The sequence below is a fragment of the Chryseobacterium sp. ERMR1:04 genome, from assembly GCF_001297705.1.
Taxonomy (GTDB): Bacteria; Bacteroidota; Bacteroidia; order Flavobacteriales; family Weeksellaceae; genus Chryseobacterium.
Genome location: NZ_LIRF01000005.1, coordinates 87,055 through 101,891, shown reverse-complemented (window position 1 = coordinate 101,891; position 14,837 = coordinate 87,055). Strand labels below are relative to the sequence as shown.

General features: G+C 35.3%; 11 protein-coding genes. 4 read left to right on the top strand and 7 right to left on the bottom strand.

Annotation, left to right across the window (positions count from 1 at the left end; genetic code table 11):
* Positions 1–3 precede the first annotated feature (3 nt).
* The 7 genes from AMQ68_RS10985 to AMQ68_RS10950 all read right to left on the bottom strand — a co-directional run bounded on the left by AMQ68_RS10985 (position 4) and on the right by AMQ68_RS10950 (position 10,540).
* Positions 4–1,440 carry a glutamate synthase subunit beta gene (locus AMQ68_RS10985; protein ID WP_054510688.1) on the bottom strand — a complete coding sequence of 479 codons (1,437 nt, stop codon included), beginning with the start codon at positions 1,438–1,440 and terminating at the stop codon, positions 4–6.
* Positions 1,440–5,960 (bottom strand): glutamate synthase large subunit, encoded by a 4,521-nt coding sequence (gene gltB / locus AMQ68_RS10980; protein WP_054511099.1) that lies wholly within the window; start codon positions 5,958–5,960, stop codon positions 1,440–1,442. Before gltB ends, AMQ68_RS10985 begins: the two co-directional genes overlap by 1 nt.
* 293 nt (positions 5,961–6,253) lie before the next feature.
* Complete coding sequence (locus AMQ68_RS10975; RefSeq protein ID WP_082384028.1) at positions 6,254–7,078, bottom strand: OmpA family protein; 825 nt, start codon at positions 7,076–7,078, stop codon at positions 6,254–6,256.
* A gap of 115 nt (positions 7,079–7,193) precedes the next feature.
* On the bottom strand, positions 7,194–8,894 hold the full coding sequence (gene lysS / locus AMQ68_RS10965; protein ID WP_054510685.1) for a lysine--tRNA ligase: 1,701 nt from the start codon (positions 8,892–8,894) through the stop codon (positions 7,194–7,196).
* A gap of 121 nt (positions 8,895–9,015) precedes the next feature.
* Positions 9,016–9,942 carry a 23S rRNA (adenine(1618)-N(6))-methyltransferase RlmF gene (gene rlmF, locus AMQ68_RS10960; RefSeq protein WP_054510684.1) on the bottom strand — a complete coding sequence of 309 codons (927 nt, stop codon included), beginning with the start codon at positions 9,940–9,942 and terminating at the stop codon, positions 9,016–9,018.
* Between the two features lie 2 nt (positions 9,943–9,944).
* Positions 9,945–10,316, bottom strand: a complete 372-nt coding sequence (locus AMQ68_RS10955) for a c-type cytochrome (RefSeq protein ID WP_054510683.1) — start codon at positions 10,314–10,316, stop codon at positions 9,945–9,947.
* The gene (locus AMQ68_RS10950) at positions 10,316–10,540 is read right to left on the bottom strand and encodes a hypothetical protein (protein WP_054511098.1); all 225 of its coding nucleotides are present in this window, start codon (positions 10,538–10,540) and stop codon (positions 10,316–10,318) included. Before AMQ68_RS10950 ends, AMQ68_RS10955 begins: the two co-directional genes overlap by 1 nt.
* A gap of 204 nt (positions 10,541–10,744) precedes the next feature.
* Here AMQ68_RS10950 and AMQ68_RS25320 point away from each other — a divergent pair, with 204 nt between their 5' ends.
* From AMQ68_RS25320 to trpD, 4 genes are all read left to right on the top strand, one after another.
* Positions 10,745–11,197: a cupin domain-containing protein gene (locus AMQ68_RS25320; protein WP_054510682.1), complete on the top strand. Its 453-nt coding sequence runs from the start codon at positions 10,745–10,747 to the stop codon at positions 11,195–11,197.
* Between the two features lie 481 nt (positions 11,198–11,678).
* Positions 11,679–13,106 carry an anthranilate synthase component I family protein gene (locus tag AMQ68_RS10940; protein ID WP_054510681.1) on the top strand — a complete coding sequence of 476 codons (1,428 nt, stop codon included), beginning with the start codon at positions 11,679–11,681 and terminating at the stop codon, positions 13,104–13,106.
* Between the two features lie 26 nt (positions 13,107–13,132).
* The gene (locus AMQ68_RS10935) at positions 13,133–13,747 is read left to right on the top strand and encodes an aminodeoxychorismate/anthranilate synthase component II (protein WP_054510680.1); all 615 of its coding nucleotides are present in this window, start codon (positions 13,133–13,135) and stop codon (positions 13,745–13,747) included.
* A gap of 38 nt (positions 13,748–13,785) precedes the next feature.
* Positions 13,786–14,772, top strand: coding sequence for an anthranilate phosphoribosyltransferase (gene trpD / locus AMQ68_RS10930; protein WP_054511097.1), 987 nt, complete (start codon positions 13,786–13,788; stop codon positions 14,770–14,772).
* The last annotated feature ends 65 nt before the right edge of the window (positions 14,773–14,837 follow it).

Below are 14,837 nucleotides of genomic sequence, written 5' to 3'. Positions count from 1 at the left end.
ACCTCAAGATTCTATTTTTAAAAATTCGTTGACCTTCTCAGCGCATTGTCTTCCTTCCGCGATGGCCCAAACTACCAAACTTTGACCTTTTCTGGCATCACCACAAGAGAAAACTTTGCTCTGATTGGTTCTATATTCTTTATCGTTACCTATAAGATTACCTTTTGGGTCCAGATGAATATCCAAGGCTTCTACAAGCCCTTTATGTTCTACATGGGTATATCCCAATGCTATAAACGCAAGGTCACATTCAATTATAAATTCAGAATTTGGCTTTTCAGTATATAGATTCCAATTGCCACTGTCTGGATTTTTTGTCCATTCTGCTTCAACAAGACGAACCCCTTTCAAATTTCCTTGTTCATCTTTTATAAACTCTTTAGAATTTACCGACCATTTACGATCACAACCCTCTTCATGCGATGAGGTAATCTGTAAAAGAGCAGGATATGTTGGCCAAGGCATGGTTTCGTCTCTTTCTGTTGGCTGCATAGGCTTATAATAAATTTGGTACACCACCTCAGCACCTTGGCGATTAGAGTTTCCTATACAATCAGATCCGGTATCACCACCTCCTATTACGACTACTTTTTTTCCTTTTGCGTTGATCTCTTCTTCATCAAAAGAAATTCCGCTTACTTTTTTATTACTTTGTTTCAAGAAATCCATTGCAAAGTAAATTCCTTTAGCATCATAATTAGGAATCAAGAGTTTTTTAGGAACCGTACTTCCTAAGGCCAGAACAATCGCATCAAAACTACGATTCAATTGTTCTGCAGAATAGTCTGCTCCTACATTTACGTTCGTACGAAACTTTACTCCTTCCTCTTTCATCCATTGAACACGGCGTTCCACAATATGTTTATCTAATTTAAAATCAGGAATTCCAAATCTTAACAATCCTCCTATTTCAGGATCTTTCTCAAAAACAGTAACCGAATGCCCTAATTGATTTAATTGATACGCCGCTGCTAAACCCGCAGGTCCTGAACCAACAACCGCCACTTTCTTTCCTGTTCGAAATTCCGGAATTCTTGGTTTGGCAAATCCTTTCTCAAAAGCAATTTCAATAATATTTTTCTCGATCTCTTCAATCGTTACCGGATCATCATTAATTCCCAAAACACATGAACTTTCACATGGAGCCGGACAAACCCGCCCCGTAAATTCAGGAAAATTATTGGTTGATATTAAAACATTATATGCTTTTTCCCATTGTTTTTGATACACCGCATCATTAAACTCCGGAATCAAATTTCCAAGAGGACAACCGCTCTGGCAAAAGGGAATCCCACAATTCATACATCTCGCTCCCTGACAATTCAGTTGATCATCTGAAGGTTTCTGAATAAATTCTTCATAGTTCTTTACCCTTTCTTCGGCTTTTAATTTAGAAGGAAGCTCCCGCTCATACAATAAAAATCCATCTGTCTTTCCCATTACTTAACAATATTTAGCTGATTCTCAATTACTTTTTTATAATCCCTAGGATATACTTTGATAAAATATTTAACATTATTTTCCAGATCACTCAATAAATATTTTGCTAACTGGCTTCCGGTATTTTCAAAATGCTCTTGAATCAAACTCAGAATCAGTGTTTCATCTTCTTTGGTAATCTCCTCCAAATCGGCCATATCAGGGTTGAAGTTCTTCTTTAACACCTTAGATGTATCCCAAACATAGGCAATACCACCGCTCATTCCTGCTCCAAAATTTCGTCCGACACTTCCTAAAACCAAGACGGTTCCTCCTGTCATATATTCACACCCATGATCTCCAATTCCTTCAACTACGGCAATTGCACCAGAATTTCTAACGGCAAAACGCTCACCTGCCATTCCATTGATAAATGCTTTCCCTGAAGTTGCTCCATACAGTGCTACATTTCCAATAATCGTATTTTCATGAGCTTTAATGATTGCTTCTTTATCTGGAAAAACAGCCAACTTCGCTCCTGAAAGTCCTTTTCCGAAATAGTCATTGGCATCTCCCTCCAGCATCATTGTGATTCCTTTATTGCAGAAGGCTCCAAAACTTTGCCCAGCTGTTCCTCTAAAGCTAAACTTTAAAGAATCATCTTTCATTCCTTCAGATTTATAAATCTTGGTCAGTTCATGAGAAAGAATGGTTCCTACGGTACGGTCGGTATTTTTAATTTCAAACCCTTTTTCCATTGTAGTATTGTTTTGAAGAGCCTCCTGAGCTGCTTCCAACATTTTCCAAGAGATCGAAGTATCTAAATCTTTATCTTGTTTTTCAGATTTAATAATCGGTAAATCTGTTTCTATTTTTTGAAGAAGCCTGCTTACATCTATATGCTGATGTTTCCAGAATTTAATATCTGATTTTTTCTCAAGGCATTGCGACTGCCCCACCATTTCATCAATCGTTCTGAAACCTAAGCTCGCCATAATCTCGCGAACTTCCATGGCAAGAAAAGTGAAATAATTCACCAAATGCTCCGCCTTTCCATTGAATTTTTTTCTTAATTCTTTATTTTGAGTGGCTATCCCTACAGGACATGTATTCAAATGACATTTTCTCATCAAAATACAACCTTCCACAATAAGTGCTGAGGTGGCAATCCCCCATTCTTCTGCTCCCAATAATGTGGCTATCACTAGATCTCTACCTGTTTTAACCTGCCCGTCTGCCTGAATTGTCACTCGCTGTCTCAACTTATTTTTAATTAACGTCTGATGCATTTCAGACAACCCCAACTCCCAAGGTAAACCTGTATGGCGCATAGAGCCTAACGGAGAAGCACCAGTTCCACCATCATATCCTGAGATTAAAATATGGTCTGCTTTTGCTTTAGCTACTCCCGAAGCAATTGTTCCTACGCCTGCTTTTGAGACAAGCTTTACCGAAATTACCGCCTCACGATTGGCATTTTTTAAATCGAAAATAAGCTGTGCTAAATCTTCAATAGAATAAATATCATGATGTGGTGGTGGCGAAATCAGCCCAACTCCCGGCGTTGAATGTCTCGTTTTACCAATCCATGAATCAACTTTATCTCCAGGTAATTGCCCACCTTCTCCAGGTTTTGCTCCTTGGGCCATTTTAATTTGTATTTCGTCTGCTTCAGCCAGATATCTAGCCGTCACTCCGAATCTTCCAGAAGCAATCTGCTTAATGGCTGACCGTAAATTATCCCCATTTTCATTAAGAATATATCGATCTTCATCTTCTCCGCCTTCTCCGGTATTGCTTTTAGCACCGATTCTGTTCATCGCAATGGCCAGCATTGTATGTGCTTCCCAAGAAATAGAACCAAAAGACATCGCTCCTGTGGCAAAGCGTTTTAAAATATTCTTAACAGATTCCACTTCTTCCAAAGGAATGGCTTCTCTATCATTTTTAAATTCCAACAACCCTCTCAATACCGATGCATTATCTGTTTGCTGATTAATAAGCCTTGAATATTTTTTAAAAATACTATAATCATTATTCCAGGTAGACTGTTGTAAAAAATGAACGGATTGGGGATTATACTGGTGGTATTCACTGTTATGCCGCCATTGATAAATTCCTCCCGTATCTAAAATATACTTTACCGCATCTTTTCCATACGCATCAAGATGTTTAATCAAAGCTTCTTTTGCAATTTCATCAAAACCAATTCCTTCAATTCTCGAAACGGCTCCTGTGAAACAAGTACTTACTACTAATTTATTCAATCCTATAATCTCAAAGATCTGAGCACCGTGATAAGACTGTAATGTAGAAATTCCCATTTTTGAAAATATCTTTAAAAGTCCATCTCCGACTGCTTTTTTATAATTTTCTTTCAGTTGTTCCAAGTCGTTATTTTCTCCAAATGCTCCTTCATTAAACATCTGTCGAATACTTGCCAACGCCAGATACGGGTTAATTGCCGTTGCGCCGAACCCAAGTAAAGTTGCAAAATGATGAACTTCCCAAGCATCACCTACTTCCATCACCAGGCCAATTTTTCTACGAATTCCTTTTCTGATTAAATGGTGATGAACCGCCGAACACGCCAACAGAGAAGGAATCACAGCATGCTGAGAATCTAATGATCGATCGGAAAGAATGATCACTTCAAAACCATCATCTACGGCATCCACGGCATATCTGCAAAGTCGGTCCACCGCTTTTTTCAAACTTCCTTGTTTACCGTCAGCATTAAAATACGTAAAAATGGTTTTCGCTTGAAATTTTCCGGTATCTACACTTCTTAATTTTTCAAGTTGTTTATTATTAATAATCGGATTTTCCAGCTTAATAGAATGGGCGAAATTTTTATCCTCTTTTAAAAGATTTCCATTTCCACCGATAATGGTTTTTAAAGACATCACCAACTTTTCACGGATCGGATCAATAGGAGGATTGGTTACCTGTGCAAATAGCTGTTTAAAATAAGAACTTAAATGCTGAGGCTTTTCACTCAACACCGCTAAAGGCACATCAAACCCCATAGATCCAATTGGTTCTTTACCATTAGAAGCCATTTCTTTAATGACTACATCAAGGTCTTCCCGTGAATATCCAAATACTTTCTGACTCTTAAAAATATCCTCAGACTCGAGTTTATTAAACCGGATTTTAGGATTGGGTAATTCATCAATATTGATTTTCATTTTGTCCAACCATTCATGATAAGGCTGAGAAGTACAAATCTCTTTTTTCAGCTCATCATCACTGATAATCTTTCCTTTTTTTAAATCGACTAAGAACATTTTTCCGGGCTGAAGATGGCCTCTTTTAATTACTTTTTTAGGATCCACAGACAACGCTCCAGATTCTGAAGCCATGACCACCAAATCATCAGAGGTTACGCAATATCTTGAAGGGCGCAATCCGTTTCTATCTAAAGTGGCTCCAATAATATCTCCATCCGTAAATGATATAGAGGCCGGACCATCCCAAGGTTCCATTAAACAGGCATGAAACTCATAGAAATCTTTTTTATACTGCTCCATTTGAGTATGACCATCCCATGCTTCGGGAATCAACATCATCATCGTATGCGGAAGGGATCGTCCGGAATGATAAAGCAACTCAACCATATTGTCAAGATAGGAAGAATCAGATTGCCCCGGTTTTGTTAAAGGAAGAATCATATCCATCTCTTGTGGAGTAAACAACGGACTTGTAAATACTTTTTCAGAAGACTTTAGCCAATTAAGATTTCCCCCAATGGTATTAATTTCCCCATTATGGGCCAAAAATCTAAAGGGCTGCGCCAACCCCCAAGTGGGCGACGTATTTGTTGCAAAGCGTGAATGTACCATTCCAAATGCAGAACGAATTTTAGGATTTGTAAGATCTTTAAAATAATTTCTGATTTGAATACTTCTTAACTGACCTTTGTAAATCAGTTTTTTACAGGAAAACGAAGCTACATAAAAGCCTATAGGATCATTATTGGTAACGCTTGTACTTTGGTGAGAAATATAATTTTTGAAAACAAAAAGTTTCCGTTCAAAATCTTTTTCGGTTTCAATATCAAAAGGACGTTCTACAAATAACATTTCCATTACAGGTTCAACGCTTTTTGCCAAATCACCCAATTCTATATTATTTACCGGAACCGGACGATATCCTAGGATTTTAAGATTTAGTTTTTCGGCTGATTGTGCTATGATTTCTTTGCATTCTTCTCTGATAAAATTATTCTGAGGAAAGAATAACATTCCTACTCCATAATAACCAGGTCCCGGCAAATCGGTTCCATAATTTAATGCTTCATCATACAAAAGCTCATGTGGGATCTGAATCTGAATTCCGGCACCATCGCCTGTATTGCTTTCATATCCTGTAGCACCACGATGCTCCATATTTTCGAGCATGGTAATGGCATCACTTATAATTTTATAACTCTTTACTCCTTTTATATTGGCTACAAAGCCAACTCCACAGGAATCAAACTCAAATTCAGGTTGATAGAGTCCATAGTTTTTCGGGGAATTATCGGGGGCTTTTTTCATTATTTTTTTCATCATCATATTCAAATGTAATGAAAAGAATAACTTCAAACAAAATAAATTACATTAATTACACTTAAACATTAGTAAACTTAATTAAAACATAATTTAATGTTAAATAAATTACAAAATACACACGTTAAATAAAATTTTAACAAATAAATAATAAATTCAAAATAAAATTATCATTAATGATCTTTCAATGGTATAAATCTAACTAATTAATAGGGCTTGTATGAATCTATCTAGAGAAACCTTCTCTAAGAAATCTTCAATCTTTCCTATTCTTTGAATTTTTACTTTTTTAGTACAACTACTTCAACTCTCCTGTTCTTAATCCGATCTTCTTCTGTACGTTCAGGATAAATTAAAGGATTAAGATGACCAAGCCCTACTGCTTTTATTCGGGCAGCATCAATTCCTTGGTTTTGCAGAAACTCCTTGATAACATTGGCCCTTGTCCACGAAAGATTAAAGGTTCCAGAATCAATATCTCTACCGTCAAAGTTATCGTAATCACAGCAAATATGTCCCTGCAACTCGATCTCTAAGGTCGGATTATCCTTTAATATGTTAAAAAGTTGAGTAAGACTTTGATTACCGTTTGGAAGCCAAACATGACGATTTCCTATAAAATTAACATCAGGCAGGGAAAAAGTTTCTTTAATTTTCATTTGAGAGATTTGTACGCTCAAGAAACTTGCAAATGCTTTCTGCGAAATTTTTTCGCCTTGAGCAAATGCCTTTTCAATAAATACATCTACTCTTCTATTTTTCCCGCGCAGCTCTTCTGTACTGCTATCATTAATTTGTTTTTCATCACCCAGCCCCGCCGTACTTTGTAAATTGTTCCTATTTTTTATTTTTTCCTGTAAATATTTACTGACTGCGTTGGCTCTTTTTTCCGATAGTACTTTATTATAGCCAGCACTTCCTGAAGGATCGCAATTTCCAAAAATTCTAAACGTGAGATTGTTGTCTAAGCGAGCCAAACTATCTAATTTCTGTTTAGATTCAGAACTCAGTTCATATCGGTTATGTTTAAAATAGACAGAAGCCAGCATTTGTGCATCAATCCTGATGAAAGAGAAAAGCATAAGGCAAAAAAGAATAAATTTCATCAGTTGGAAAGTTTTTTAGAAAACGGAAAATACCAATTTATAGTTCATAAAAACAAAAAAATCCTGAAAATAATTTCAGGATTTCTTATTATTTATTTGATGATGTTATCACGTTTTACACTAGTTTCATGAAAACATTTTCGTCAATCTTTTCTACTTTTACCAAATTATTTTTAGTTAAAGTCTTAGAAGCTTTGTCCCATTTCTTCCCTGAAAGCTTGCTTTTTTCTTTCACTTCAGCTAAAGAAAACGGCTCTTCCTGAGTTTTTAGAATGTCAAGGATTGCATTTTCATCTTCTCCTAATTCAATTTGAACTACTGCTTTTTCAGGTTTCATTTGAGGGAAGAATAATACTTCCTGAATAGATGCATTATTGGTTAAGAACATAATTAATCGGTCCATTCCAATTCCTAAACCAGAAGTTGGCGGCATACCATATTCTAAGGCTCTTAAGAAATCTTCGTCTATGAACTGACCCGCTTCATCATCCCCTTTCTCAGATAATTTCAACTGCTCTTCAAAACGCTCTCTTTGATCAATAGGGTCATTCAGCTCAGAATAAGCGTTTGCTATTTCTTTACCACAAACCATTAATTCAAAACGTTCTGTAAGACCTTCTTTACTTCTGTGTTTTTTAGTAAGAGGTGACATTTCAATCGGATAATCTGTAATGAAAGTTGGCTGAATGAAGTTTCCTTCACATTTTTCACCAAAGATCTCATCAATTAATTTCCCTTTACCCATTGTTTCGTTCACCTCAATTCCGATAGATTTAGCAAAATCGAACAATTCCTGCTCAGTTTTTCCTGTAATATCAAAACCTGTGAATTTTATGATTGCTTCTGTCATAGAAACTCTTGGATAAGGTGCTTTGAAGTCAATATCATACTCACCAAATTTTGCCTGAGTTGTACCGTTTACCTGCGTTGCACAGAATTCTAATAGCTTTTCTGTGAAATCCATCATCCAGTTGTAGTCTTTATACGCTACATAGATTTCCATTGCTGTAAATTCCGGGTTGTGCGTTCTGTCCATCCCTTCATTTCTGAAGTTTTTAGAGAATTCATATACTCCGTCAAAACCACCAACGATCAATCTTTTCAGATACAATTCGTTCGCAATTCTTAAATATAATGGAATATCCAATGCATTGTGATGGGTCATAAACGGTCTTGCAGCTGCTCCACCAGGGATAGACTGTAAGATTGGAGTTTCCACTTCAAAATATCCTGCATCATTAAAGAAAGTTCTCATCGCATTGAACAATTTTGTTCTTTTTACGAAAACTTCTTTTACGTGTGGATTTACCGTTAAATCTACATAACGCTGTCTGTATCTCATCTCAGGATCGTTGAATGCATCATGCACTACTCCATTATCATCAGTTTTAGCCTGAGGAAGAGGGCGTAAAGCTTTGGTAAGAAGCGTAAAGTTTTTAACCAAAACTGTTTTCTCACCAACCTGAGTGGTAAACAAATCTCCTTCAATACCGATAATATCACCGATATCTAAAAGATGTTTGTATACTTCGTTATATAAAGTTTTATCTTCTCCTGTACAGATTTCGTCTCTGTTGAAATATACCTGAATTTTACCTGTAGAATCCTGCAATTCAGCAAAAGAAGCCTTCCCTTGAATCCTACGGGACATCAATCTACCAGCAATCTTCACCTGTTTATTCTCAGAGAAATCCTGTTTTATAGACTCTGTAGTGTCTGTGATTGTATATTCATCCGCAGGGAAAGCATTAATCCCCATTTCACCAAGCTTCGTAAGCTTTTCTCGTCTAATGATTTCTTGTTCTGATAATTGCATTATATTCATTTAAAATAACGTGCAAAATTAGTGATTTTTGAATTGATGGTCAATGCCTTTTTTCAGAAATATAGTTTATTTCATATAAAATTCAATTCCAGATAGAGTTAGGCTTCATTTATCAGAACCAATCTTTTCTGTCTTTTGGAAGAATAAATGTCCAAGCCAGCATTCTGCTTATTTTTTGCCCTTGAGCCATATCTATGATTTTAAAATCAACAACTTTAAGCTTCTTTAAAAGCCTCGTTAGTTTATGTAAATTATCTTTTTTAGAAACCAAGCAGGTAAACCAGAGAATTTGTTGAGAATACAACACACTTTCTATAATCATTTTTGAGATAAAAGCGATTTCACCTCCTTCACACCATAATTCAGACTGTTGTCCACTAAAATTAAGCAAAGGTTTCTTACCCTTCGATTTATTAAGATTTTTTGTTTTCCTAAGATTTCCTTTCATGGCAGATTCTTCCGAATCATGAAATGGCGGATTGCACATGGAAAATGTAAATTTATCTTTTGGACCTAGAATATTTTTGAAGATAAATTGAGCGTCAGCTTGTTGTTTTAATTGAATAACAGATGATAAATCCGGATTACTGTTTAAAATTCTCTGGGCATTTCCCAAAGAATCTTTGTTGATATCTGTTCCCAACATTTCCCACCCATAAGAACTGTGCGCAATAAGAGGATACACAAGATTTGCACCTGTTCCTACATCTAAACCATTTACAGAAATTCCTGTAGGGATCTCTTTTTTTCCTTCAGCTAATAAATCGGCAATATAATGCACATAGTCTGCCCTTCCAGGAATTGGAGGACAAAGATTAGAATCAGGAATATCCCAATTCTGAACCGCATAAAAATGCAGCAATAAGGCTTTATTGAGTAGTTTAACCGCCTTTGGAAGGCTGAAATTAATGGTCATCGTTTGATAAGCATTAAGGAAAACAAACTGCTTCAGTTCCGGCACGCAAGAAATAAGTTGATCAAAATCATAAGGATTACGATGTAGATTTCTTGCGTGCAGACTGAGTTTTTCAGTAGTCATATTTATTTTTTCTGACTTAAAATATATTCTACCATTTTCTTGGCATCTTCTTTAGACACCTGAGGATGAGCAGACATTGGAACGCCTCCCCAAACTCCACTTCCGCCTTCTATAATTTTTGAAGCAAGCAGCTCAATATCTTTTTCAGAATATTTCTCTGCTATTTCCTTATAAGAAGGTCCTATCATTCTTTCATTAACACTGTGGCACCCTGAGCAATCTAATGTTTCTATGATCTGATCACCAGAAAGATTAGTTTTTGCCGGTTCCGAAACAGCAGTTGTTTCAGAAGATGTGGCATCCACTGGAGTTTCTTTTTTAGAACAGGAAAAAATAAGTACACTTATACATCCTGTTAAAAATAGTTTCTTCATTATTTCTTCGCTGTAGAATCTGTTTTAGCAGCTTCAGGAGCAGGTGTTGCTGTAGGAGTTGCAGCTGGTGCAGCAGCAGGTTTCGCCTTAGAATCAGCAGCTACAGTTGTTGCTGTTGGCTCTTCTAACATGGTGTTACTGTCTTGTAAAGAATGGTCAGTTTTTTTTGAACAGTTTACAACCAATAAACCTCCGATAAATGCAATTGCTAATACTTTTTTCATTTTTTCTAATTTAAAGCAAAAATATAAAAAATAAACTTTCAATCTCATGACAAATCCCCAGTTTAAAAGATATTTTTTTTCTAAAGTTTTCATCAAACCAATTAATAATGAGAAAATAATTCATCATATAGAGATATTTATAAGTGAAATCATTATTTTTATATAATATTTTCACACAAATATCAATAATCAAAAACAAAACTAATGACCAGAAAAACAAATTTAACAACAGCATTTTTGCTCTCTATTTTCACAGTATCCCTTTCCTGTGATAACTCCTCACCTACCGTTGAAACAGGATATTCTGATAAAATAGAATCTGTAACCATATTAAAAACAACAAAATCATGGGATGGAACATTGTATGAAAAATATCCGGACGGGCAACCGGAAATTTCAGTTTTAAAAATTTCAGTTCCTCCTCATCAAGCTTTAGCTTGGCACAAACATCCTGTCATCAATGCAGCCTATGTAGAAAAAGGAGAAATTGAAATTGAAAGAAAAAGTGATGGTAAAAAACAATGGATCAGACAGGGGCAGGTACTTCCGGAAATGGTCAACGTTCCCCACAGAGGAAAAACCGGCGAAAAGGGGGTTACGCTTATTGTATTTTATAGTGGCAGTACTGATATTCCATTATCAGAGCCCGTAAATTAGAATATTTTTTCAACACCATTTAGAGTCTGTTTAGATCTTAGAATTTCATCTTTTATAGAGAATCTACCTTTTTTATTGTAGTTATCTTGAATTTTCACCGGTAAGATTTTAGTGAAAAGTCATCAAATAACGTATTTTATCTTTATAAAACATAAGCTAAATCCTACGACTACGAAAATTATAAATCAAAACAGGATAATTAAAGAAATAATCAATCAACTGAAATAACTCTAATTATTTTAAGTTTTTTTATTTTCTCTTTTTTTTCATTTTTATATTAAAAAAATTTTCTAAATTTGTCATATGTTTAATATGAGCAACAATATTTGGTGGTGGCTTTCAAACTCTTCGTCGGGTCTGAAGTTATTATCATGTTGCTAGATCAACAGCAGAAATAATATACAACAATATATAGACTTTGACGATTTTCGTTGAAGTCTTTTTTTTATTTAAAATCAATTCAAAAAAAATAAAACTGCAAATGTTTAGCAAAAAAATAAAAATAAAAACCGTTTCTAAAAAAACATTAGGAGATCTACAAACTCCGATGAATATCTATCTACAGATCCGTGATAAGTTCAGAGATACGATTCTTTTGGAAAGTTCAGATTCTAAAAAAATTGATAATAATTTCTCCTTTATAGCCATCAACGCTGTTGCAGGAATTGAAATTAAAAACCTGAATGAGTTTGAAATAAAACTTCCGGGAGAAGATCCTATAAAACAATTTATTATAGATCATAAGGTAGCTAATATCTTTGAAGATTTCACCAAAAATTTTGAATGCGAAAAAACAAATGACTCTATTGAGCAAACCGCTCAAAGTCTTTTTGGATACACCAGTTTTGAAGCTGTTCAGTTTTTTGAAAATGTAAGTTTTAAACCACAAAGCCCCGAAGTTGAAATCCCGATTCTCCGTTACAGATTGTATCAATATGTGATTGCCATTAATCATTACAATGATGAGATGCATATTATTGAAAATCAAATTGATAATGTAAAATCTGAGCTTTATTTATTAGAAAATATCCTTAAAAATCAAAATTCAGTAGTCTACCCTTTCAAGAAAAACGGACAGGAAACTTCCAATATTACAAATGAAGAATATCTTGAATTGGTAAAAACAGCACAGAAGCACTGCATGAGAGGCGATGTCTTCCAATTGGTGTTGAGCAGAAGATTCGAACAGAAATTTCAAGGTGACGAATTCAATGTATATCGTGCATTGAGAAACATCAACCCTTCTCCTTATTTATTCTTTTTCGACTACGGAAATTATAAATTATTTGGCTCAAGCCCAGAAAGTCAGTTAATTATCAAAAATAACAAAGCCATCATTCACCCAATTGCCGGAACATTCAAAAGAACGGGACATTTTGAAACTGATCTTCAGTCGATTGAAGAATTAAAAGCTGACCCCAAAGAAAATGCAGAACATACCATGTTGGTAGATTTGGCAAGAAATGATCTTGGGAAATTGGGTAAAAATGTAACGGTTACCAAATTAAAAGAAATTCAGCTTTTCTCCCATGTTATCCATATGGTAAGTGAAGTTACTGCAGATTTGCGTGAAAATACAAATCCATTTGAAATGGTTGCTACCACCTTCCCACAAGGAACATTAAGCGGGGCGCCCAAACACAGAGCGCTTCAACTGATCAATCAATATGAAAAAGATTCACGTGGTTATTATGGAGGTTGCATCGGAATGATTGGGTTAAATGGAGACTGTAATCAAGCCATTATGATCAGAACTTTCTTAAGCAAAAACAACACCTTATATTATCAGGCAGGTGCCGGATTGGTTGCAAAATCCAACCCTCAAAGCGAACTGGAAGAGGTCAACAATAAGTTGAACGCCTTGAAAAAAGCAGTTGAAAAAGCAGAAAAATTAGTTCATAATTTCTAATTAACCTCCAACAGAAGAAACAAAAAATGGAAAATACTATAAAAGAATCCACCATAAACAATCAGCCACCAACTAAAATATTAGTTTTTGATAACTACGATAGCTTTACGTACAATCTTGTTCAAATCATCGAAAGGATAATGAATCAAGAAGTTGATGTGGTAAGAAATGACCAAATCTCTTTGGAAGAGATCAATCAATATGATAAAATAATTCTTTCACCAGGGCCGGGAATTCCTGAAGAAGCAGGTATTTTATTAGATGTCATTAAAAAATATGCTCCTACAAAAAGTATTCTGGGTGTTTGCCTTGGTCAGCAAGCCATTGCAGAAGCCTTTGGAGGAAGTTTAATTAACCTTTCTGAAATCTTCCACGGAGTAGCAACTTCGGCAGAATTAGTAAAAAACGACACTAAACTTTTTAGAAATATAGAAAGTGGTTTAGAAGTTGGAAGATACCACAGTTGGGCTGTAAATACTGATAATTTCCCGACAGAACTTGAAATTACCGCTGTAGACAAAGACGGAATGATCATGGCGCTACAACATAAAACGTATGATGTGCATGGCGTTCAGTTTCACCCTGAAAGTATTTTAACCCCCGATGGAGAAGCCATCATTAAAAATTTCCTTTTACATTGAAAACATTAGAATCTCCCTCAACGATAAAAACTCCACAAATGAAAGAAATCCTTGAATACTTATTTAATCATCATACCTTATCCAAATCTGAAGCTAAGGCCATTATGATTGAGATTGCTCAGAATAAATTTAATGCAGCAGAAGTTACTGCTTTCATTACTATTTTTCTTATGCGAAATATTACCCTGAAAGAATTGGAAGGTTTTAGAGAAGCTCTCCTACAAATGGCAGTTCCTATAAATATAAATTCTGATGATGCTATAGACATCGTAGGTACAGGAGGTGATGGGAAAAACACCATCAATATATCAACATTAACCAGCTTTGTAGTTGCAGGAGCCGGCCAAAAAGTAACAAAACATGGAAACTACGGGGCTTCTACCACCACAGGTTCTTCCAATGTATTAGAAGAATTAGGCTATGAATTCAAAAATAATTCTGATAAATTAAATGAAGATCTTGAAAGGGCTAATATCTGTTTTTTACATGCTCCTTATTTTCATCCTGCCCTTCAATCTGTTGGATTATTAAGAAAGTCACTTGGACTAAGAACGTTTTTCAATCTTTTAGGACCATTGGTAAATCCTGCTAAGCCACAATTTTCAATGATTGGAGTTTATAATCTTGAAATCGCCCGAATTTATCAATATCTATTGCAAAAAGATGATCGAGATTTTATTTTGGTTCACAGTTTAGACGGATATGATGAAATAAGCTTGACCCACGACAGTAAAATTATCACCAAAAAAGGCGAAGAAATTTACTCTGCTGAAGATCTAGGTTTTGATTCTATTTCTCATGAAAGCATAAAAGCAGGAGAAACGACTCATGAATCTGCGAAAATTTTCAGAGATATTTTAGAAGGAAGAGGTACAAAACAGCAAAACTCGGTAGTACTTGCTAATGCTTCGGTTGCCTTACATCATACTCATAAATTCGGAAGTTATGACGACTGCCTTTTATTGGCAAAAGAAAGTTTAGAAAGTGGAAAAGCATTGAGAAGCTTGGAATTATTATTGGGATAGTTTTAAGTTTCACTTTTAATACTTCCTATCTGTCATTCAGAACGAAGCAAAGCGTAGTGAAGAAT